Raw genomic sequence first — 22,508 nt, 5'->3', positions numbered from 1 at the left:
AATTTCAATAAGGATTGTGATGAAAAAATTCAGAAAGATTTTATTCCTGGCAGGCGCTTTAGCAATATTCGGCGCCTCCTGCGATAAGGAAGATGCGATAGAAACCAACGATTTTACAGAGTTCCCTTCTATGGGTTTGCATAAATATGTTATTACGGTTACGCCTATCGGAACCACGGGGATAGCCGATATCCTGCTGACTTCCGACTACCTGGACAGGGGAAGCATTACCACTGCGGGCAATGGTATTGAGCAGGATGGCTCTTACAGGTATTACCTTACGCATAAAGGCAGGTTTTTCAGCCTGTTGTATGGCCAGGGTAATCCCGGCGCCGTAACCACCTACCGGATGAACGCATCCGGCAAACTGGTGAAAACAACAGATTTCCAGACAGAGACGGTACAGGTATTCACTAAGGTGAACGACGAATTGCTGCTGATGAAAGTGCCGAGAAGCGGAACAGAAACGTGTAACCTTTACCGTATAGACGCGCTGAAATCCCGCATAGCAGGCAGCGATAGCATCAACATCGTGAAGCTGGCGGCAAACGGCGAACGCGCCCACTTCACCTGGGCAACCCAGGTAGGCGATAAAGTATTTGCCCCCTATATGAGCATCAAAGGTTGCTGCAGCGATGCTTTTGGCACCGTGTACCCTGATAGTACATGGATTGCCGTATTATCCTACCCGGGACTGAAGCTGGAGAAAGTGATCAGGGATAACCGTACCAGTTACCTGGGCGCGTATTTCAACAATGGACTTGCGGTGACCGATAACGGGGATATCTACGGGTATTCGCCGGCCGCTGCAACCAACAGCAGCAAGTATATTTCTAAGAATCCTTCTGCCATGGTAAGGATACTGAAAGGAACCACGGAATTTGATAAGAGTTATTTCTTCAATGTACAGGAAAAGTCGGGCGGTTATCATATTGCCGCACAAACTTACCTGACCGGCAGCAAATTCCTGCTGGCTATGTACGGTGAGCCCAATGCCTTCCCTGCAACGCGCAAAATGGCCCTGGTAGATGTGGAAACCCAATCTTTCGCCTGGATCAAGGGAATGCCGGATGAGATACTCTCAATTACTGCTCCTTATAACAATAACACGATATCTGAAGATGGTAATACCGGTTTCATAGGATTGAACACTTCCACAGGAAGCTGGGTATACGCCATTGATATTGCTACGGCAACTGCAACAAAAGGATTAACAGTAGAAGGCGGCAAGATCACCGCTATCACCAAAGTGGATTATTAATACCAGTTTAAACAGCAAGAAAATGAATGCCAAGTCAAAACACCCGGCATCGAAGAAGGCAGGTTCCCGTTCACTGTTTTACCGTATCTCGGCCTGGCTGCATCTGTGGCTGGGCTTAGTGTCAGGTATTATTGTAGTGATCATTTGCATAACGGGTTGCATCTACGTTTTTAACGAGGAGATCACCGCCTGGCTGGAGCCGGAAAGTAATATTCCTGTACAGCAGCGGGCGCTGATCCCTCCTTCAAAGATCCTGGAGATCGCGGGTAAAGAATACCCCGGCAAGCAGGTTGGGTATGCGATGTATAGAGAAGGGAGAGCGATCGAAGCCAATATAGGAGGGCGCAGGGGCGGCTCTACCCTGAAACTGAACCCTTATACGGGAGAAGTGATCAAAAAGATCAACCGCAAGGAAGGAGAGGTGAGCTTTTTCCGCTGGATACTGAACGGGCACCGTTTCCTCTGGTTGCCTTTCAAGATAGGTCGTCCTATTATCAATTACAGCACTTTGGTATTTGTTATTACCCTGGTCAGCGGGTTGGTGTTGTGGTGGCCGAAGAAGTGGACGAAGGCAACCCGGAAGCAGAGTTTCAGCATTAAATGGAATGGGAGCGCTAAACGGGTGAACTACGACCTGCACAACGTAGTTGGGTTTTATGCGCTGTTGCTGCTTTTCGCCATTGCGGTAACAGGTATGGTGTATGGGATCGAATGGTGGAGCAAAGGCCTGTATTGGGCTACTTCCGGCGGCAATACCCTGCCTCCTTACAAGGAAACAATGTCCGACTCTACACAACTGGGCAAACACCAGTTAGGCAGTATGGGGCAGAAAGTGGATATCAGCTGGCAAAAAGTGATCAGCGAAAACCCGGCAGCATCGGGGTTTTACGTGGCGTTCCCGGATACGGCCAAACCAAAATCCGGCATCAGCATCATTGCTTATCCTTCCAAAGGGCAATATTATAATAACAAGCGCTATGCATTCGATCAGCATACTCTTGAGCGATTGAAGGGCAACAGGCTTTATGAGCAGGACTATGCGGAAGCTGATTTTGCGGGCAAATTGCGCCGCATGAACTACGATATACACGTGGGAAGCATACTGGGTCTTCCCGGCAAATTCCTGGCTTTCTTCGCCAGCCTGATAGGCGCTACACTGCCGGTTACAGGGTTTATTATCTGGTGGGGTAAAGGCAGGAAAAAGAAAAAACCGGCTGCCCCTGTGCGGAAAGCGGCAGTAAGTACATTGTAATGCCATCAATCGTGATTTTAGGGTACTGTGGGCTTCCACGGTACCTTTTTTATTGGCTGGAAAAACATCTTCGGTGATCCTGCAATCTTTCATGCAAGCAATAATAAAATGGAGAATGTCGTTGTGACTACCCGCATCACATCCCAGTTCAATCCATCACTCTTTTTCTTTAATATCCTCCTCGCTGCTCCCGGAAAGCGAACCAATCCGGCAACTCGGTTGTAATATAAACGCAAACATCAATCTTCGTTTATGCTTCCCTGGTTACTGGAAACACTGCGTAAATTCCCTGAAATAGCTGTAATGCTAACCCTCCTGCTAGGATTCGCCGCCGGCAAGCTCCGTATCAAAGGCTTTACACTGGGTACTGTTACAGGAGTGCTGTTAGTAGGCATTCTTATTGGCAGCTGGCATATCGATATTCCCGGCGAAACCAAATCTATCTTCTTCTTATTCTTCCTTTTCTGTACAGGTTATGGTATAGGACCACAGTTTTTTGCAGGGTTGAAAAAAGATGGATTGCCGATTGCCCTGTTCTCCTTTATTGTTTGTTGCAGCAGTTTGCTTATGTGCTGGGGCATTTCGTCGTTGCTTCATTTGGAAACGGGTACCACGGCAGGATTGATGTCGGGCGCCAACACCTGTTCTGCTATTATCGGCGTAGCGTCTAACACCATCAATGAATTGAAGTTGAGTGACGACGAAAAAAACACCCTCATTAACCAGATACCTGTAGCTTATGCAGTAACGTATATATTCGGAACAGCCGGTACCAGCTGGTTCCTGTCGGTGGTCGGGCCCTGGTTTATGTCGGGAAGCCGGGAGAAGCTGATAGCTGAAACGAGAGAGCTGGAAGCAAAGGTTACAGATCCTGCGGCGGAAGGAGAGGAGAACATCACTAACGCCTATGATCATGTAGCGTTCAGGGCTTACCTGGTAAGTACGGAGCTGACAGGAAGCAATGGCAGATCGGTAGGAGAGATCGAGCAGATATTCCATGAAAAAAAGCGTGGACTATACATCCTGCGGGTTAGAAATGAAGGGAAGGTGAAAGAGGCAGACAGGGATTACATTGTGAAGCCGGGAGATATTATTGCAGTAGGAGGACAGCGTTCTGCGGCTATTGCAACTGAGTCGTTATTAGGCAAAGAAGTAGCGGATGCCGAGCTACTAAACTTCCCTGTACAAACCGTAAGTGTGATCATCTCCAACAAAGCGGCATGGAACAAACCGTTGAGGTCTTTTATGAAGCACCCGGAATTTCACGGCATCAGTATGCGTAAATTAACCCGCTCAGGGATAGAAATGCCCATCAATGGAGGAACAGTATTAAGAAAGGGAGATGTGGTTGAATTGGTAGGCATACAGGAAGAATTGCAAAAAGCGGTGAATGTATTGGGATATAAAGAAAGCGGGGGAATGGAAACAGATATCATTTACCTCTCATTAGGTATAGTGATCGGAACGCTGGTTGGTAGCCTGAGCGTGAGTATAGGAAATGTGCCGGTAGAGTTGAGTACAAGCGGCGGCGCTTTGATCGCAGGACTCTTCTTCGGATGGCTGAGAGGGGCTTATCCCCGTTTCGGGTATATTCCGCCTGCCTCGCAGTGGGTGCTCACCAAGTTAGGGCTGCATATTTTTATTGCGATTGTTGGACTAACGGCAAGTGAAGGATTTTTGCAGGGATTGAAAACAGAAGGACTTACCTTGTTCCTGGCAGGGGTTGTATTAAGCCTTTCACCTATGGTGCTGGCATTGTTCCTGTCGAAGTATGTATTTAAATTTCACCCGGCCATCGGGTTGGGCGCCTGTGCGGGCGCGCATGATGAGTCGGCCCCTTTGCTGGCAGTGCAGGATGCGATCAATAGCAAAGTGCCTGCTTTAGGCTATACTGTTGCTTATGCCGTGGCTAACATAACATTAACTACCTCCGGGGTGATCATCGTACTGCTGATGCACCATGGTTAGGTATCCGTTCATCACATTTTTATTCCTGGAAAAGCCGGCCTGTCCGGCTTTTTGATTTTTCAGCCGGATGAGTTTTTCAACTTTTTTAACAATTATTTTGTTTTTAATATCCAAAGCGTATAGCTTTGCATCCCATTAGTCTATAGAACTAATAGAGTAAAAAGGAAACAACAAATAGAAGCTTATGGAAAAATTGACCCAACCATCATTTATGAACAATATCTGCTGTTGTAGCTAACAGCATTTAGCAAGGCAGATAGTTTCCCCAATATCTGGTTCGTAGTATGTTTCGGAAACTTCGCCTGTTCCGGTTTCAATAACAAATGGGATCAAAGCAACACCGCCTGTTGAAAGAACGGGCAGAAATAGTATTGCCTCGAAAAACCAATATGTCACACTCAACAAACATTTATGTTACAACGTTTAATCCTCTTATTATGGCTATTTAGCCCGGTAGCGGTATTGGCACAATCAAGAACGGTTACGGGTACTGTTTATTCAGCCAACGATAACGGGCCGCTTCCGGGTGCAACCGTTGTGGTTAAAGGAACAACCAATGGTACCGTTAGCGGTGCTGATGGCACCTTTAAGCTGGTTGTCAACGATCCTGCCGCTACTACCCTGGTAGTTAGTTTCATAGGTATGCAAACGCAGGAAGTACCTATCAGCGCATCTCCGTTAAGCATTACATTAAAGTCAGGTGGTAAAGATATTGATGAAGTGGTAGTAGTGGCTTATGGTACTGCTAAAAAGAGTACGATCACCGGTTCGGTATCGCAAATTAAAAGCGAGGAACTGGTGAACCGGCAGGTTTCCAGTGTTTCCAAAGCATTGCAGGGCTTAGCAGCCGGTGTACAAAGCACTTCGGTAAGCGGGCAACCGGGATCCGACGCCACTATCCGTATCCGTGGGGTTGGTTCTATCAACGCTTCCGCTGATCCTTTATACGTGGTAGATGGAGTACCTTATGGCGGTAGCCTGAACGCTATCAGTCCGTACGATATTGAATCCATCTCCGTGCTGAAAGACGCTGCTTCCAGCGCGCTTTACGGTTCCAGGGGCGCCAATGGGGTCATCATCATTACAACCAAAAAAGGTAAAAAACTAGGTAGTACTATAGACGTTCGCGTTAGCCAGGGCTACTCAAAAAGAGCGGTGAAAGACTATGAACGGGTAAGTACCGACCAGTATTTCGAATTGTATTGGGAGGCGATCAGGAACGCCGGGCTGACGAATGGTTTGTCGGCCGCCACTGCCGCAGCGCAGGCCAGCAGCAACCTTGTACGCCGGTTAGGCATCAATCCTTATGGCAGCGCTTTCCCGCAACCTGTAGGTACCGATGGAAAACTGGTTGCAGGGGCCAAACCATTATGGGACGATAACTGGGACGAAGCCATGCAACGCACCGGCCACAGAACAGAAGCGGATCTCAGCATCAGCGGCGCCAGCGAGAAAACAAAGTATTTTATCTCCGGCGGCTACCTCGATGACCAGGGTATCTACCTGGGATCTGGATTTAAAAGATACAACGTTCGCAGCAACCTGGATATCGACGCTAAAAAATGGTTGAAAGTAGGCCTGGGATTAGCCGGTGCACACAGCGAGCAACAGGCTCCTCCTTCAGAAGACAGCCGCAGCGACAACTACGTGAATTACGGACGTCTGATAAGCAATTTCTATCCTATCTACCAGCGCGATCCGAGCGGCAACCTGGTACTCGACGCCAACGGCAACAAAATATTTGATTTTGGAAGCTATCGTCCGAGTGCTGTAAATCCTAATACCAACCTGGTAGCTACTTCAGGGATCGATAAACATAACGTGCTGAGAGACGACATCTCCGCCCGTGTATATGGCGAAGCAACCATCTGGAGAGGACTGAAGTTCAAATCCAGCTATAACGCCGACTACACCGCGCGCCTCACCCACGACTATACGAACCCGACGCTGGGTTTTGATGCCGAAGTAGGCGGTACCGTCGAAAGGGTGAATACACGCACTTTCAGCTGGACGTTTAACAACATCCTCACATACGAAGAGACTTTCAATAACAAACATCATATTAACCTCCTGGCCGGACAGGAAGCATATAAATTCAAAACAACGTTCGGAGACGGGATCAAATCCGGTTTCTCTCTGCCGGGGCTTGAAGAATTTTCTGATGCTTCGCTGATCAAAGACCTGCAAGGGTATACAGATACTTATACCCTGTCGAGCTTCCTCGGAAGGGCAGAATACGATTATCAGGGTAAATACTTTGCATCTGCCTCCATACGCCGGGATGGTTCATCCCGTTTTGCACCAAGCCACCGTTGGGGTACCTTCTGGTCGCTGGGCGCTTCCTGGAAACTTTCGGAAGAAGACTGGCTGAAGAACAGCAGCTGGTTAAACCTGCTCACTTTAAGGGCCAGCTACGGTGCGCAGGGTAACGACAACCTCGGTACAGACGCTTACTACAATTATTACCCGCTGCTGAATGTAAACAGCAACCTGGGTGAAGGCGGTACTTATCGCAGGTATTTGTATAACCCCGACCTGAAATGGGAAACCAACCTCAACTTCAACCTGGGTCTCGACTGGGGTATGTGGCAGAACAGGTTTGGCGGTACGGCAGAATTTTTCATCCGTAAATCAAAAGACCTGCTTTACATCAAACCGCTGGCCCCATCCCTTGGTTATTCTTCCATAGATCAGAACGTAGGCGCCCTGAAAAATACAGGCGTAGACGTTACCCTGCATGGAGTTCCAGTACGCAACAAGAACTTCAGCTGGAGTATTGATCTGAACATGACGCACTACGTTAACAAGATCACTGAGCTGCCGCAGAAAGAGATCATCAGCGGTACCAAGAAACTGATGGTTGGCAAATCTATTTACGACTTCTACATCCGCCAATGGGCAGGGGTTGACAGCGAAACAGGGCTTCCGCTCTGGTACGTCGATAAAGCCGACGGCACCAAAGGTACAACAGGGAACTACGCCGCTGCATCTCAGTACTACAGCGGGTCTTCATTGCCAGATCTGTACGGAGGCCTTACCAATACCTTCAGTTATAAGAATTTCTCCCTGTCGTTCATGTTTGTATACAGCTTAGGCGGTAAAGTACTGGACCAGGATTACCTGTTCCTGTTAGGCACCGGAACCTCGGCAGGTCGCCCGATGTCTACAGAGATGTTAGACCGCTGGACGCCGGACAACAAAAATGCGAATGTACCAAAGATGACTACCATCCAGACAAACTGGACGCAGGTATCAGACCGCTTCCTTTACGATGCAACCTATGCCAGGTTAAAAACACTGAACCTCAGTTATAACCTGCCAAAGTCGCTGATGGAAAGAGCGCATCTCAATAATATTATGGTCTATTTGCAGGGAGAGAACCTCCTGACCTTTTACGGGCACAAAGGAATGGATCCTGAACAGTCAGTAGGCGGAACAACCTATTACCGTTACCCGGCTGTTAAATCAATTTCTGCAGGTATTAATCTGAGTTTCTAAAAAATTACGATCATGAAAAATCATTTTTTCCTCGCTATAGCAGTAGTACTGGTGCTGGCAGCCTGCAACAAAAGCTTCCTGGACACCAAGCCTACCAACGCCGTACCCGACGACCAGGTTTTCAATACCGCAGATAATATTGAAACAGTGCTCAACGGTACCTGGTCCTATATGTTTGAAGAATTCTTCACCTACGCCGTTCCGGGCTATAAATCTATAGACCTGACCAGCGACGCAATGGGAAGCGATGTTGCCGTTACCACTTCTTATGGGCTGAGAGACTCTTACGCCTATACGGAGATGGTAGATAACACGAAGAACAGGGTAAATGCGTTCTGGACTATCTCTTACAAAGTAATAGACAACTGCAATAATATCATAACCAAGATAGACGCGGCATCCGGCGATGCGGAAAAGAAAGCCCGGTTAAAAGGTCAGGCTCTTGCACTGAGAGCTAACTGCTATATACGCCTGGCGTCTTTGTACCAGTTCAATCGCACCGGTACCGAGAAAGCAGTGCCTATCTATACTACGCCATCCGGTCCGGCTTCCGAAGGCAAGCCAAAAGCAACAGTTGCGGAAGTATACGCCCAGGCGATCTCTGATCTTAAACAGGCTATTCCCCTGTTGCAGGGTTATGAAAGAAATCCTTCCCAGAAATGGAAAATTGATGTTAACGTTGCCAACGGCTTATTGGCCAGGGCATACCTTTATAATCGTCAATGGACCGATGCTGTTTCCGCAGCAGTGGCTGCCCGTAAAGGTTATAGCCTGATGTCGGGAGATGATTATAATAAGGGATTCAACGACCTGAGTAACATCGAATGGATCTGGGGACATGGCCAAACGCCTAACCAGAGCAATGCCAGCTATAATTTCCATTACCTGGATGTATCAACCCCGGCATCTTACTACCAGAGCTTCATGGCAGATCCGTTTTTCAAAGACCTGTTCGACAGCTCAGACGTTCGTTTCCGCCTGTTCGACTGGGATACCTTGCCGGACCAGGAAGGTTACCTGCGGTACAAGAAGTTCCGTTTCCGTGACCCCGGCGCTTTAGTAGGCGATCTGGTATTAATGCGGGCGGCAGAAATGTACCTGATCGAAGCAGAAGCCTATGCACAATTAGGCAATACCGGTAAAAGCACAGAAGCCCTAAACACTTTGAGAGCAGCGAGGAATGCGGCGCTTTACCAGGGTGGAGGTAAAATACTGGACACTATTTATGTAGAAAGAAGAAAAGAGCTTTGGGGAGAAGGCTTCTCGTTGTCTGATATTATCCGTACAGGCGGTACCGTAGTGCGTAAACCTTTCTTGTCGTACACCGGTGAAGACAGCATTATTTCAGTGCCCCGTGGCAATGGCTCCTTTATAGAGGTAGCGGCGCAGGGCCATCTGACGCTGCGGCAGCCGGATGGAAAACCATTTACCCCTTACAGTAACTACTACCTGTTTGCCATCCCGATATCCGAGATTCAGAATAATCCGAACCTAAACCAATAAAAAACCAGCAAGGGCTCTACGCAAGTAGGGCCTTTTTTTATTCTGAAGTCTGTTGTTTTTGATTAAATTGCTTCCTGGCAAATAGTTAGCATATTTTAACAAAGGATAAATAATTTATGAAAATAGTATCGCAGAAAGAAGTAGATAATGTTGTAAAGTTATCTCCGGTTGAAAGATATAAATATGCGCTTAAATGGATAGCTGATGGGGAAGTGATCTATACATTGACAGAAGATGGTGAATTTGAGATTTCGGAAGTCGATGGGCACCAGCTTTTCCCCGTCTGGAGTGCACCGGTATTTGCAGAATTGTTTGCAGTGGGCGAATGGGGAAACTGCAAAGTTCAATCATTTACATTAGCCGAGTTCGAATCCGGGATTCTTCCCCTGATCAATGAGAATGATTATTTATTGAATGTATTCCCTGTTAACGGAAGGGCGGGGTTTGTGGTGGAGTTAGATGAATTTTTGGAAGACCTGGATAAGGAGCTGGATTATTATAAATGACGTTTTTTCATTGCAAGCGATCATAGACCAAAGGCATTATATTGATAATCAATTTTTTTACTCCCTTTATTCCCTAATTAATATTATTTTGGTAACTATATACTTGTTAAACTCATATTTTAAATATGGATAAAATACAATAAGAAGTTATGCTATTTAAAAAAGTGTTATCTTTGCAATAATAAAGTCCAAATGCTGCAAACATCTGGACGAGGTTCTAAAAGAATAAATCATATAGAACCTTCAGTTTTGACGCTAAACTTACCAATTTGATAAGACCATCAAGGATGACATTAAACCTTGATGGTTTTTTGTTTTTTTGTTTCATTAATAAAAGTGGGATTTTACGCCCCACGGCCTTCGCCTTCTTCATTTACAAAGGCTTAACGAACCTAGATTTTGATCAGCTACTTCCAGAATCACTGATTTGCAGAATCATTAATACAAATATAGTTTAATTCATTTCCATAAGGCAAAATATCGTTAGGAGTGAGATTTAAGGCTATCATAAGCCTAATAATTGTGGTTATTTGAAGGTTTGATTCGCCTTTTTCAAGTTTTTGTACCTGATTATATTCCATGCCTGCGATTAGGGCTAGTTTCCTTTGACTTAATCCCTGTTTGGTTCTGGCCTCCTTAAATTTGGTAGCTAAAGCGCCTAAAATCTGCTTATCCTGTAGATCATTCATACCTGAAATTTCGGTCAAAGGTATAAATAATTGACGTATAATTATACGTCAATTCAATAAATTTTCGTATATTTGTGTAACAATCGGCTCTAAGACTAGAAAAAATGGTTTTCCCTGAATATTTAAGAAGGGAAACATTGAATGGCTTTAACGAATTTAATTGAGGTTATGCACTGTAACAATTTATTGGATATAGCAGAAACGTTCAGGGATAAGAATGTATGTTTAGATTACTTGGCATCAAAGCGGTGGAATGGTAGTGTGTATTGTGTTTTTTGTGGCTGTAATAATGTCTATACTTTAAAAGGGAAATATAGGCGTTATAAATGCGGAGATTGTCGCAAACAGTTTTCAGCTATTAAGGGAACTATATTTGAAAATAGCCCTATTCATTTGCAGAAATGGTTTATGGCAATTTTCCTGATAACTACTCACAAGAAGGGCATTAGTTCAGTACAGTTAGCAAGTAGTTTAGGAGTTACGCAAAAGACTGCATGGTTTATGGCTCAAAGGATACGTTATGCTTTAAAGATAAAGTCCTTTGATAAAAAACTGGATGGAGTAATTCAGTGTGATGAAACCTTTGTTGGAGGAAAGAATAAGAATCGCCATGCACATAAGAAAGTTGCAAATTCGCAAGGTAGAAGTTTCAAGGATAAAACGCCTGTATTAGGAATGCTGCATACTGGCGGGCATTTGAGATTAGTTGTTATGCCAGATACAGCATCAGCATCTATTCAACCTGCTATAAAGGAACATATTGAAGAAGGCTCAATCATAGTATCAGATGAATGGCACGGATATAATGGGTTAGATAAAAAGTACTTTCATATTGTGATGGATCACCAGCGGAAAGAATTTGTAAGAGGTGCTTTTCACACAAATAGTATGGAAGGTTTTTGGGGATTATTTAAGCGTGGGATTATTGGGGTATATCATTATCTAAGCAGGAAGCATTTGCATAGATATTGTGATGAATTTTCTTATCGATATAACAATAGGGATATACCCAATAGCTATAAGTTTGAAGGGTGTTTAAGTAGTGTGAATTGCAGGTTAACTTATAGTGATTTGATTAGTAAAAATCAACCTGCAATTCAATAAAAGGTTCTTTGAAATATTTAATTCAAAAAATTATGGGATTACCACTATTTAAAAGAGAAATAACCTTGTAATGGCAATGGATAAGAGCAAATTTTATATTTCAATAAATAATAGTGATCCCGATAAAATTATCAATATCGAGTTATCTACAGATCAAAATAAAATATGGATTAAAACAGATAAAGGTACTTTGTATAATACAACTCTCCGTGACATTATTCGCTTTTTAGATGATTATTGGTTTGAGGCTGAAGAAAAAGGGCTTACTAAAAGTATTTCATTGCTCTAAACTTTTTCATCTAAATATCTATAAATTTCTGGTTCCATGTAGTGTTCAATCACAGCATCAGATTCATGGATTATTGTAATTTTATCCATTTCGTCCATCAAAGAATAATGTCGATTAATGTCAATAGTATATCTCAATTTTCTTGTTTGTGTATTGCAAGTGAAAAAAATAACTAAATCCAAATTGAAATCGGGATATAGTTCGATGTATTTTTCACGATATTCTGATTCTATCTCATTAAGGTCATCAACCATATAATTGTAACCAATTATAAACTGTTTGTGATCGGCTAAGGGAACACAATCGAGAAGATGTTGATGATTTTGGTGGTTAAATTTTTCCATTTTGGGTATTTAAGGTTGTAAATGGGTAAATTGCAATAAATTACAAAATAAAACAAATTCATGGTAATTCTTAATGTCTAACAAATCAAAACATACCAAACCTTCCAATACCGATAATAGCGAAAATAAGGACAATTTCTCCTTGTTTGAGGAAGCTATGAAGAAGATAGCCAATGCACCAAAAGAGGACGTAGAAAAGGCTATTAAAGAAGATAAGGAAAATAAGAAGAATAAAAAAAGCCGTTATTAATTTAACGGCTTTTAATAGGTTAGCTACCTTCTTCCCAAACCGCCCAAATTACTAATAAAATAAGCCCCACAATTACTAGAAATATTTTGAGTATTATTCCTCCTTTATGATTAGACTTCGAAATACCATATAAACCAGCAGGAAAGAATGCAAACATCCAGAATACAACATTCCACTGGTTATTATACCATTTTCTTTCTTCATCAGATATATCCCCTACATAATCAGAAGAATGAATTTGTTGTGGTGCAGGTATTCTAGGCTTGGTAATACTTTTCATATTCTCAATCATAACTTTGACTGATTCCAACTCTCCAATCTTATCTGTAACAAAGCCTTCCAAACGTTCCCCTATCTGCTTAACTGTATCTTTAATACTTTCTACTTGTTCCTCCGTTGTTAGCTTTAATCTCTTTGCTTTACTATATCCAGAATAGGAGATTGCTGTTCCGCCTAAAGCCGTCAAACTTCCATAAAGTGATGAACTCTTATTATTTGAACCCGCTGCAATACCACCAGCTATAGCCGAAACAACGCCAGCAGCCATGTTCAAAGCCATTTGTGAACTAGCTTCTTCATTTAGTTTTAACAAGGTCTTACCTTCAATAAGAAGATTCTTTACAACTTCCATGCTTTTGTTTAGTACGGCTTCTTCTATTGAAAGATGTAATTCAGTATCATCTGTTGTCAACTTAGCTTTCTCAAAACAATAGAATACTTCCATCAAGGTTGTTCTTCCTTCAAGTAAAAGGCCATATTTAGAAAAACCTAAACCTAGCCACGCAACGGTATTATTCGGGGATGCTTTTAAAATCGAACTGTATTTTTCTTCTGCTTCATCAAAACGATTTCCTACCAAACTTAGCTTTGCAAAGTCCAGTTCTAACATTAATTCCTGCTCCATAGATTAATTGATTTTAGAAACAGTTCTTACATCGCCATTGGGATATTGGGCTATTGCAATCCTTTTGGCTTCCAGATCAGTGCCAGCTTCTATAATGGGGTAAATGGTACGGGATACGCCGTGATTGTCTTTTATTACAACCATAACCTTGAATTTTTGTGTTTGTGCCATAGATATTGAGGTTTAAAGCACAATATTACAAATGTTGTCTTAAAAGACAACAACTAAGACAGAAAATTATCACAATTTTCTGCCTATGCTGCCGGACGAGGACAAAAAAGTATTTGTAGAAATTGGGAAACGTGTAAAATCTCTTAGGGAATCTAAGGGGTTAAGTCTGCGTCAATTAGCTGCTATATGTGATGTAGATCATGCTAAAATACATGCCCTTGAAGCCGGGAAACTCAATTTTACCTTCTCTACTCTTATCAAGATTGCAAAAGGATTAGAAGCTCATGCAAGCGATTTAATTAAATAATACTTAAATACATAAGTATTTAAAATACAAAATACATTCAATTAAGTTTATGTATTTGTTTATATTTAAGTTTATGTTTCCATTTAAAAATGGTAACTTTGACAAATTGGATAATTATCCTTTAATTTTTAACATTAAAATCTTTAATTTAAATGGCACGACGTATTAAAGAAACGCCTGTGTTGAAAGGGCGTGATGCTGGCAAATTTTTAGCCGAAATTAATAAGGCTAAAAATGTCAAACCTAGTCCAGAGGTTTTGAATGAAATCAAGAAGAATTACGAAAAACTTAAAGATATAGCAACTTTTTAATGGAACTTTCAAATCTCCGGTTAGTTCGTTTAACTCCTGATTCTTTAATTAAGCCTTTTGATTGTGGCGATGACGATCTAAATGATTTTGTTTTAAATGATTCTCTGAACTATTTAAATGAGTTACTTGCTGTAACTTATGTACTTGAAAGCGATACAGAAACTATCGCTTTTTTTAGTTTATTGAATGATAAAATATCATTGCAAGATATAATTAGTAAAAATCAATGGAAAAAGGTGCAAGGAAAAATGCATAATAGAAAGGGTAAACCTTCTAAAAGTTATCCTGCAATGAAAATAGGGAGGCTGGGTGTTTCATCACATAGACAAGGAGAAGGACTGGGTAAAATCATTTTGGATTATATTAAACAACTTTTTATTAGTAACAACCGAACTGGTTGTAAATTCATTACTGTTGACGCTTACAATGTTTCCACTAAATTCTATGAACAAAATGGTTTTAAATTCTTTCCTGCAAAAGAACCTGATAATCACACCAAACTTATGTACTTTGATCTAATAAGTCTTACGTCATAAAAAATCAATAACAATTTTTGATCTTATTTAAAGGCAAACATCATATGATATTTGCCTTTTTGCGTTTTTATAATACCTTATAATTTAAATACTTTTAGCTAAAAAATGGGTTAAACTAGTATATAGTTACCATTATTTTTTATATTGTGTCTTCAGAGCACATTTCATACAAGCTGTGAAGCATTAGTTAAACCCGCAGTTGACCTGGATCCTGTTTGAAATGAATATAAAAAAGTTATCATGATCTTTTATGAAGAACCCCATATGCTGATCAATTGTCGGTATGCCATTTTGTTTTTACTCAATAAATTATGAAAAATATTATTTGAAGTAGCCGTATCCTATGGAAGGTTCGATGTTTACAACCCAGATGTTTGGGAAGGAATGGACTACATACTGCCTTGATCTCGGGTTACAGGCGCGGGGGAATGACTGGCTGCTTAAAACCATGTCACAGGCCTTTGATGCTTTATCTGTTCAGCAAAGGGAAATCCTGGCAGGTGTATGCGCAACTACCGCTTTGCCCGTAACGCAGCGGTGGCGGAACTGGTTATACGAAAATACCCTGGAGCCGTTTGTATCTGACCGGTTGTCTGTATATACCGCCAACGAAATACTATGCAATCTGGCCAGGCTGCGGGAAGAGGAAATACAGGCAATATCGCCGGTTTCAATTCCTGTAATGGCCGATGATAGCATTATAGATATCTCTCAGGAAGGAGGAAGAATTAATTATGAGATAACTGTAACTGAAACAGAACTGGCGCTGTACGAGGAAGAATATAACTGGAGGTTAGGAAATAAATATGGAGCGAAGCTGGGACTATCTGATCAACAGATTGCCCTGCTCAATAAATTTTACGATCCCGAGAATTCCTTTTTATCTGTTGAAGGTTGCTGTATAAGTACCATTAAGCTATACCTGAGTTGCCTGGTTTCGCTGGAGAAGCAGTTTGAAAAGCGCGGCAGCAACATGGAGCAGGAGGTACAGGCTTTTGTAAGGAAATGCGTACCGGCAAGCCGCGGACACACGCAGGAAGGGAGGTACCAGCAACAGCAGGTGGCATCCGCCGTGTACCTGACGCTGTTTAAAAAAGCGGAAAGTGTGATCCGTAACCTGTACCAGCATAAACGAAAGATCAATAGCAACTTTTCCTATTCAGGGTTCGAGCAGCTGTTTGAAGATACGTTTGGTAAAGCGGCGATGGATATCATGATGCTCCGGAAAGAACGGATAGCAGCGCCCGACAGGGAAACAGAACTGCGGTTGAACGAAATGAATCCCACTCGCTGGAAACCGGCTTTTGATACGATTGTAGCTGCATTGACACAGGAAAATTCCGGGGACATAAGCGCGCAGATCGACGAACTGGCGGAACTTAACGTCAATAACCCCGCATATGAACAGGTCTTTTACGAGGCGTCAAGGGCATTTGCGAAATACGACAAATTAACCGCCGTCAGGTTCTACCTGAAATATATATACGCTGACCTGCATTCAGAAAAAATAGACAGTAAACAGCTGCAAAAAACTATACAGAAAAGCTTGTTTTCAACGGCTGCAGAATTGCAGCGCTTCCAGCAGGTGATCGATGAACTTGTCGGTTCAAAGAACCTTGAAAAGGCCCTGGAGAGCGCGCCGGGGATCTATGAAAAACAAAGGAAGAAAATTATCATTGATGAAGAACTGCTGGAAACTGTTAGGATCAACAGCAGTGAAACCATTGCTAAACTTAATGAGATCCTGCAGGAAGACGAACCAGAGGAGGAAATGATCATACAGCTTCCTGTGCAGGTAAATACCGTTCCGGATATGCCTGTCACATTCAGCGCCGATCTGCAGTTGAATGACGATCAGCTGCAATTGATGAAGCTTTTCAGCGAAAATAATTGTACGCTGCCAGCCGACACAGTTACCCACTTTGCGCGTGAACGGCAGCTGTTTAAGAACCGGTTGATCGAAAGTATCAATGACGCCTGCTACGAGCAGCTGGATGATGTGCTGATTGAAGAGATCAACGACGGATATGAAATGAATGCCTTTTACTACCAGAAAATAGTCAACTTATGTTAAATGATATTAAACCAAAAGAAGCGGTAGCAGTCATCAATTCTTTATCAAGCGGCGTGGTACCAAAAATAGGGGTACAACATATTGCTGTTGGCCGCTCCGCAGAGGTAGACGCATTCCTCAAAGCCCTGGAAGACGTGAAGAACGGGCATAGCCTGGTGAAATTCTGGATCGGCGACTTTGGCTCGGGGAAATCGTTTATGCTGCACCTGCTAAATACAGTGGCCTTAAAACAAAAGTTCGTGGTGGCCAATGCAGATTTTACCCCGGAAAAAAGGCTCTATGCAAGTGATGGAAAAGCGTTGGCGCTTTATACCGCGATCATGGACAACGTGGCCATTCAAACAAAACCGGAGGGAGGGGCGCTGGCTGCCTTGCTGGAAAAGTGGATCGAACAAACCATTCAAAAAACAGCCGAAGAACATAATATTCCGCTCTCCAATATACACCAGGCAGATAACCTGCCGCTGGTGCGTAAAAAAATAATGCAAACGATCAACGCCCTTACGGATGTAGGCGGCTTTGATTTCGGACTGGCGCTCAGTAAATATTATGAAGGCTATATATTGGACGATGAACAACTCCGTAAAAATGCTTTGCGCTGGCTGAAAGGCGAATACCGCTCCAAGCTGGAATCCAGGCAGGACCTGGGAGTCAGGGAAATAATCAATGACGCCAACTATTACGATATGCTGAAGAATTTCTGTAAACTGTTTGTCAGCATAGGTTATAGCGGGTTTATGATCAACCTCGACGAAGCCATTAACCTGTATAAGATCTCTACCGGTGTAATGCGGGAGAAGAATTATGAGAAGATACTCTCTATCTATAACGACTGTTTCCAGGGTAAGGTCTCAAACCTGCTGATCAACATTGCCGGGACACGAGAGTTCCTGGAAAATGAACGCAGGGGGTTATTCTCGTACCAGGCGCTTAAAACCAGGCTGGAAAGCAACCAGTTTGAAACAGCCGGGGTGCGCGATTTCAGTCAACCTGTTCTGAAGCTGATGCCGCTCAGCCATACAGAGATCTTTGTATTGCTGCAAAACCTGAAGCAGATCTTTGACTTCAACTATAAGACAAATATCGATGTAACGGCCCTGGATATACAATTGTTTATGGAAGACATGTTTAACAAACCGGGTGCAAAAGAATTCCTGACGCCAAGAGAAGTGATCAGGGGCTTCCTTAACATGTTGAGTATTATGCGTCAGAATCCGGGGCTGGACAAACGCCGGTTTATAGGGGACCTGGAAGTGAAAAATGAGGACCCCGATGTTTCTTTGGTAGATATTGATGAACTGTAATGGGATACGAACTACTTTCTGAGCCGATCCGGAGATATATTAGGGATAAGAAATGGGAGACCCTGCGCCCTATCCAGGATGCGGCTATCAAAAGGATCCTGGGAACTGACGATAATTATATCCTGGCTTCCAAAACCGCTTCAGGTAAAACCGAAGCAGCTTTTTTGCCGGTATTGTCGAAGGTCGACTTCCGGGAACCCGGAGTGCAGGTGCTGTATATCTCCCCGCTGATCGCCCTGATCAACGATCAGTTCCTCCGTTGTGAAGATCTGTGCCGCTATATAGATATTCCCATTACTAAATGGCATGGGGAAGCCAGTCAATCTGCCAAGCAAAAACTCCTGAAGGACCCGGCTGGTATTGTGCTGATCACCCCCGAATCAATAGAAGCGATGCTGCAGCATCATAAGGGTAAAGCCATCACGCTTTTCTCAAATTTGAAGTTTATCATTATCGATGAGATCCATGCCTTCCTGGGTACCGACAGGGGTGGGCACCTTCTGTCGCTCCTGCACCGGATCACCGCCCTGAATACGAGCAACCGTGTACGTATCATCGGGTTATCCGCCACGATCGGCGATAAAAATTTCCAACTGGCGAAGCGGCTAACCGGCAATGCTGAAATAACGAAAGTGCTGGTAGATAAGACGGCTAAGGAAACCCAGGCTATTTTCAGGTATTACCCCGTCGAAACCGAATTTCCAGTACAATTTATAGAGGAACTATACGGCTATACCGGCGACAAGAAGGTACTTATATTCCCAAACAGCAGGGGCGCAGCGGAAGAACTGGCCGTAAAACTTGCAGAAGTGGCGGCCCGTCGGAAGGGACATAAATTCTACTTCTCTCATCATTCTTCCGTTGATAAAGAAATAAGGGAGTATGTAGAATATTTTGCCAAAACCAACCAACACCAGAACTTTTGTATCGCGTGTACGTCTACATTAGAATTGGGGATAGACATTGGCATGGTAGACCTGGTCGTTCAGGTAGATGCTACCGGCAGCGTGGCATCGCTCGTGCAACGTATTGGAAGGAGCGGCCGCCGTGCAGGGCAGGTCAGTCAGCTGTTGATGTACGGAACCAACCAGTGGGAACTGTTGCAGGCTGTGAGTTGCTGGCTGTTGCACCAGGAGAATTTCATAGAACCTGTAAATGGCGAAACCAAACCTTACAACCTCCTGTTTCACCAGGTGCTTTCGCTGCTGAAGGAGACGAACGGTATTTCCAGGGGAAATTTAATGACGCAACTGCAGGCCAACACGGCTTTCGCCAATATAACCGCAGAAGATATGAAAGCATTGCTGGATCACATGATTTCCCAGGATTACATAGAAGACCTGAAACATGAATTGATCATGGGATATGAAGGGGAGAAGATAGCTAACGGGCGGGATTTTTATACGCTGTTCGAGACTCAACCACTCATGGAAGTGCTCCACGACGGCAATGTGATAGGTGAGATCCCTGATTCTCCTGTGATCCGGGAAGATAGCAATATTTACCTTGCCGCTAAGATCTGGAAGATCAAATACGTGGACAGAGATGTAAACAAGATCATTGTCACAAGGGCTAACGATGGGAAAAAGCCATTATTTGCCGGAGGCGGACAGGCTGTACATCCGGAGATCAGGCATAAAATGCTGGCATTACTGAAAGGAGAACTGCCTGCTGATATCCTGGATGAAAACGCGTTGCTTGCCTGCAAGGATCTGCAATATACCTTTATAGAGATCCCGGTAGACGGGAAAGCAATGGAACGTCCGTATATCGTTAAAGAGAAAACATCATTGCTCTATACTTTTACCGGAACAAAGATCAACTTTACTTTAGCCCTGCTTCTGGAAATGGCAGGCGTGAAGGTCGAGTTAAATGAAAGAGAAAGCTGTTTTACCCTGTTCAACGGGCAACGCCAGTATACAGAATTGTTCCGCAGCCTGCTTCCGCTTATTGAGGAGGTACCTGCATATTTGCAGGACAATCGCAAAGGGTCTGGCGGCAAGTTCAGTAGATATCTGCCCATCGACATGCAGGTTTCCCTGCTGTTGGAAAATGCATACGACCTTCCCGGCACTAAAGCCTTCCTTGAACAGGTTTCATTTGTTGGAAAATAGCACATTTATATATGCGCGTAATGATTTATTTGTATATTCAATTTTAGAATAACCTGATATATTGACCCAAGCATAAACTTCAAACAATGGCAATCAACTTACAAAAAGGACAGCGGATCGATATTGGTTTATCAAAGATCAGCCTTGGATTGGGATGGCATCCGAATGAAGGCACAGGGTCCAGTTTCGACCTGGATGCTTCTGCTTTTATGATCAATGAAAACAGGCTGATACCCCGTGAAGAGTTTTTTGTTTTTTATGGAAATACCAATTCGCCCGATGGTGCAGTACATCATAGCGGAGACGATCCTACCGGCGGCAATAGCGAAACGGGCGATGATGAAATCATCTCGGTGGACCTGACGAAAGTAGATCCTGCGGTAAAGGAGATACTTTTTGTGGTAACCATACACGACGCGGCAAGCAGAAGACAAAATTTCGGACAGGTACGTGATTCGTATATCCGTATCGTTGATGACGCCACCGGCCAGGAAATCGCCAAATATGAGCTGGGCGAAGATTTCTCTATCGAAACAGGCGTAGAATTTGGCCGCTTGTATAACCGCAACGGTCAATGGAAATTTGAGGCTTCCGGGATCGGTTATAAAGAAGACCTGGCCTTCTTCCTCGGGCGTTATTTTAAAGGGGAGATCATCAAATAATTTCAACATACAAAAACTATATTATGGCTATCAGTTTAGTAAAGGGTCAAACCATTGACCTGCGCAAAAATGACCAGGGAGAAGAGTTTGATCTCTCTACTGTTACCATCGGTCTGGGTTGGGATGTAAAGAAACAACCGGCAAGCGGTGGTTTTTTAGGTAAATTATTCAGCAGCGGACAAAAGGAAGCAGAATATGATCTTGATGCCATAGCTATGCTGCTCGACGCCAACGGCAAAGTGGCTGACCTGGGCAGAACCGTTACAACGAACGATGGACGATCCATCCGGCTATACGAAGGGGATGTGATCTTCTTCAACTCCATGCGCCATCCTTCCGGTCATATCTGGCTCACGGGCGACAACAGAACAGGAGCCGGCGATGGCGACGATGAACAGATCATCGTTAAATTGGACGAACTGGATCAGCGTTATCAGAAAATACTCTTCCTGGTAACCATTTACCAGGGACGTCAGAATAACCAGCATTTCGGGCTCATCGAAAATGCATTCATCCGGGCGGTAGACAAAAGAGGAAAAGAAATTGCCAAATTCAACCTCTCCGGCGACAGTACCTACAATGGCATGTGTTCTATGACATTCGCAGAGATCTATCGTAAAGACGGTACCTGGAAGTTCAGAGCTATTGGCGAGCCACACCAGTCCGACAGCTTTATAGATGAGTTGAAAAAACGCGTTTACTCCTGATACGGTTCAGTAAACGAATGGTTGTTACCAACCGGATTATATTGTAGTGTAGCTTTCAAAATATAGCAGATGCGCAGATTGCCAGTATATTTTTTATTGGACACTTCCGGTTCTATGTATGGAGAACCGATACAAGCTTTGAATAATGCCCTGAGCGGAATGGTAAACACTCTCCGCCTGGATCCGCATGCCCTGGATTCTGTCTGGCTGAGCATCATAACCTTCGACAGGGAGGTTAAGGAAGTGACGCCGCTTACTGAACTGGTAACTTTTCAATTACCTGAAATTACCTGCCCGCAAAGCGGCCCTACCCATACAGGCAAATGCCTGGAATTCCTGTATGAGAAAGTGAACCAAGATGTCAGGAAAGGATCGCAGGAGCAAAAGGGCGACTGGCGGCCATTATTATTCATTTTTACAGATGGTAAACCCTCAGACCTGAAGCTTTATCATGAGATGATACCCAAAGTAAAGCAGTTGAATTTTGCTACCATTGTAGGTTGTGCAGCAGGTAAATCGGCTGATAATGCGCTGCTTAAAGAGTTAACCGATACGGTAGTGCATCTTGATACTGCCGATAGCGCAACGCTGAAGCAATTCTTCAAATGGGTATCCGATACCATTGAACAGGGCAACAAAAGTATGGGTACTTCTGAAGTGATCGTATTACCGCCGCCTCCCCAGGAACTGAACCTGGTTATCTGACCTGTTAAAGGATGTGGGACCCCAAAATAAACCCAATTACCGCAATTAC

22 protein-coding genes are annotated in these 22,508 nt (G+C 43.6%); 18 read left to right on the top strand and 4 right to left on the bottom strand.

What is annotated here, in order from left to right:
- The first annotated feature begins 19 nt into the window (after positions 1-19).
- The 6 genes from BLV62_RS12980 (at position 20) to BLV62_RS12955 (ending at position 9,988) form a co-directional block, all read left to right on the top strand.
- Positions 20-1,261 carry a DUF4374 domain-containing protein gene (locus BLV62_RS12980; protein ID WP_089762258.1) on the top strand — a complete coding sequence of 414 codons (1,242 nt, stop codon included), beginning with the start codon at positions 20-22 and terminating at the stop codon, positions 1,259-1,261.
- Positions 1,262-1,283: 22 nt separating this feature from the next.
- Complete coding sequence (locus tag BLV62_RS12975; protein ID WP_089762256.1) at positions 1,284-2,513, top strand: PepSY-associated TM helix domain-containing protein; 1,230 nt, start codon at positions 1,284-1,286, stop codon at positions 2,511-2,513.
- 252 nt (positions 2,514-2,765) lie between these two features.
- Positions 2,766-4,481 carry an aspartate-alanine antiporter gene (gene aspT / locus BLV62_RS12970; protein ID WP_089762254.1) on the top strand — a complete coding sequence of 572 codons (1,716 nt, stop codon included), beginning with the start codon at positions 2,766-2,768 and terminating at the stop codon, positions 4,479-4,481.
- 411 nt (positions 4,482-4,892) lie between these two features.
- Positions 4,893-7,979 (top strand): SusC/RagA family TonB-linked outer membrane protein, encoded by a 3,087-nt coding sequence (locus BLV62_RS12965; protein WP_089762253.1) that lies wholly within the window; start codon positions 4,893-4,895, stop codon positions 7,977-7,979.
- 12 nt (positions 7,980-7,991) lie between these two features.
- Positions 7,992-9,482: a RagB/SusD family nutrient uptake outer membrane protein gene (locus BLV62_RS12960; RefSeq protein ID WP_211117686.1), complete on the top strand. Its 1,491-nt coding sequence runs from the start codon at positions 7,992-7,994 to the stop codon at positions 9,480-9,482.
- Between the two features lie 116 nt (positions 9,483-9,598).
- The gene (locus BLV62_RS12955; RefSeq protein ID WP_089762249.1) at positions 9,599-9,988 is read left to right on the top strand and encodes a DUF2750 domain-containing protein; all 390 of its coding nucleotides are present in this window, start codon (positions 9,599-9,601) and stop codon (positions 9,986-9,988) included.
- A 419-nt stretch (positions 9,989-10,407) separates the two neighbouring features.
- Here BLV62_RS12955 and BLV62_RS12950 read toward each other — a convergent pair whose 3' ends face one another.
- Positions 10,408-10,677 (bottom strand): helix-turn-helix domain-containing protein, encoded by a 270-nt coding sequence (locus tag BLV62_RS12950; RefSeq protein ID WP_089762247.1) that lies wholly within the window; start codon positions 10,675-10,677, stop codon positions 10,408-10,410.
- A 141-nt stretch (positions 10,678-10,818) separates the two neighbouring features.
- Here BLV62_RS12950 and BLV62_RS12945 point away from each other — a divergent pair, with 141 nt between their 5' ends.
- Positions 10,819-11,781: an IS1595 family transposase gene (locus tag BLV62_RS12945; protein ID WP_089762245.1), complete on the top strand. Its 963-nt coding sequence runs from the start codon at positions 10,819-10,821 to the stop codon at positions 11,779-11,781.
- A 70-nt stretch (positions 11,782-11,851) separates the two neighbouring features.
- Positions 11,852-12,070 (top strand): hypothetical protein, encoded by a 219-nt coding sequence (locus BLV62_RS12940; protein ID WP_089762244.1) that lies wholly within the window; start codon positions 11,852-11,854, stop codon positions 12,068-12,070.
- Here BLV62_RS12940 and BLV62_RS12935 read toward each other — a convergent pair.
- Positions 12,067-12,414 (bottom strand): hypothetical protein, encoded by a 348-nt coding sequence (locus BLV62_RS12935; RefSeq protein ID WP_089762242.1) that lies wholly within the window; start codon positions 12,412-12,414, stop codon positions 12,067-12,069. The two genes, BLV62_RS12940 and BLV62_RS12935, sit on opposite strands and share 4 nt — an antisense overlap.
- Before the next feature lie 73 nt (positions 12,415-12,487).
- On the opposite strand from BLV62_RS12935, the gene BLV62_RS28315 reads away from it, so the two are divergent.
- Positions 12,488-12,664 (top strand): hypothetical protein, encoded by a 177-nt coding sequence (locus tag BLV62_RS28315; RefSeq protein ID WP_168927753.1) that lies wholly within the window; start codon positions 12,488-12,490, stop codon positions 12,662-12,664.
- Between the two features lie 19 nt (positions 12,665-12,683).
- On the opposite strand, the gene BLV62_RS12930 is transcribed toward BLV62_RS28315, so the two are convergent.
- Together BLV62_RS12930 and BLV62_RS28310 are read right to left on the bottom strand one after the other, a co-directional pair.
- Entirely contained in the window at positions 12,684-13,568 is an 885-nt protein-coding gene (locus BLV62_RS12930; RefSeq protein ID WP_089762241.1) for a tetratricopeptide repeat protein, read from the bottom strand.
- Positions 13,569-13,571: 3 nt separating this feature from the next.
- The gene (locus BLV62_RS28310; protein ID WP_168927752.1) at positions 13,572-13,739 is read right to left on the bottom strand and encodes a hypothetical protein; all 168 of its coding nucleotides are present in this window, start codon (positions 13,737-13,739) and stop codon (positions 13,572-13,574) included.
- An 85-nt stretch (positions 13,740-13,824) separates the two neighbouring features.
- On the opposite strand from BLV62_RS28310, the gene BLV62_RS12925 reads away from it, so the two are divergent.
- From BLV62_RS12925 to BLV62_RS12890, 9 genes are all read left to right on the top strand, one after another.
- The gene (locus tag BLV62_RS12925; RefSeq protein ID WP_089762239.1) at positions 13,825-14,046 is read left to right on the top strand and encodes a helix-turn-helix domain-containing protein; all 222 of its coding nucleotides are present in this window, start codon (positions 13,825-13,827) and stop codon (positions 14,044-14,046) included.
- 152 nt (positions 14,047-14,198) lie between these two features.
- Positions 14,199-14,357: a hypothetical protein gene (locus BLV62_RS28305; protein WP_168927751.1), complete on the top strand. Its 159-nt coding sequence runs from the start codon at positions 14,199-14,201 to the stop codon at positions 14,355-14,357.
- Entirely contained in the window at positions 14,357-14,893 is a 537-nt protein-coding gene (locus BLV62_RS12920; protein ID WP_089762238.1) for a GNAT family N-acetyltransferase, read from the top strand. Before BLV62_RS28305 ends, BLV62_RS12920 begins: the two co-directional genes overlap by 1 nt.
- Before the next feature lie 343 nt (positions 14,894-15,236).
- Positions 15,237-16,967: a tellurite resistance TerB C-terminal domain-containing protein gene (locus BLV62_RS12915; protein ID WP_089762236.1), complete on the top strand. Its 1,731-nt coding sequence runs from the start codon at positions 15,237-15,239 to the stop codon at positions 16,965-16,967.
- Positions 16,961-18,271, top strand: a complete 1,311-nt coding sequence (locus BLV62_RS12910) for an ATP-binding protein (RefSeq protein ID WP_089762234.1) — start codon at positions 16,961-16,963, stop codon at positions 18,269-18,271. Before BLV62_RS12915 ends, BLV62_RS12910 begins: the two co-directional genes overlap by 7 nt.
- The gene (locus BLV62_RS12905) at positions 18,271-20,385 is read left to right on the top strand and encodes a DEAD/DEAH box helicase (RefSeq protein ID WP_089762232.1); all 2,115 of its coding nucleotides are present in this window, start codon (positions 18,271-18,273) and stop codon (positions 20,383-20,385) included. Before BLV62_RS12910 ends, BLV62_RS12905 begins: the two co-directional genes overlap by 1 nt.
- Before the next feature lie 86 nt (positions 20,386-20,471).
- Positions 20,472-21,047: a TerD family protein gene (locus BLV62_RS12900; protein WP_089762230.1), complete on the top strand. Its 576-nt coding sequence runs from the start codon at positions 20,472-20,474 to the stop codon at positions 21,045-21,047.
- Between the two features lie 23 nt (positions 21,048-21,070).
- On the top strand, positions 21,071-21,754 hold the full coding sequence (locus tag BLV62_RS12895; protein WP_089762228.1) for a TerD family protein: 684 nt from the start codon (positions 21,071-21,073) through the stop codon (positions 21,752-21,754).
- Between the two features lie 69 nt (positions 21,755-21,823).
- The gene (locus tag BLV62_RS12890) at positions 21,824-22,459 is read left to right on the top strand and encodes a vWA domain-containing protein (RefSeq protein ID WP_089762226.1); all 636 of its coding nucleotides are present in this window, start codon (positions 21,824-21,826) and stop codon (positions 22,457-22,459) included.
- The last annotated feature ends 49 nt before the right edge of the window (positions 22,460-22,508 follow it).

This window comes from Chitinophaga terrae (ex Kim and Jung 2007), assembly GCF_900107795.1.
Taxonomy (GTDB): Bacteria; Bacteroidota; Bacteroidia; order Chitinophagales; family Chitinophagaceae; genus Chitinophaga; species Chitinophaga terrae.
This window is presented reverse-complemented; position numbering and strand designations above follow the sequence as displayed.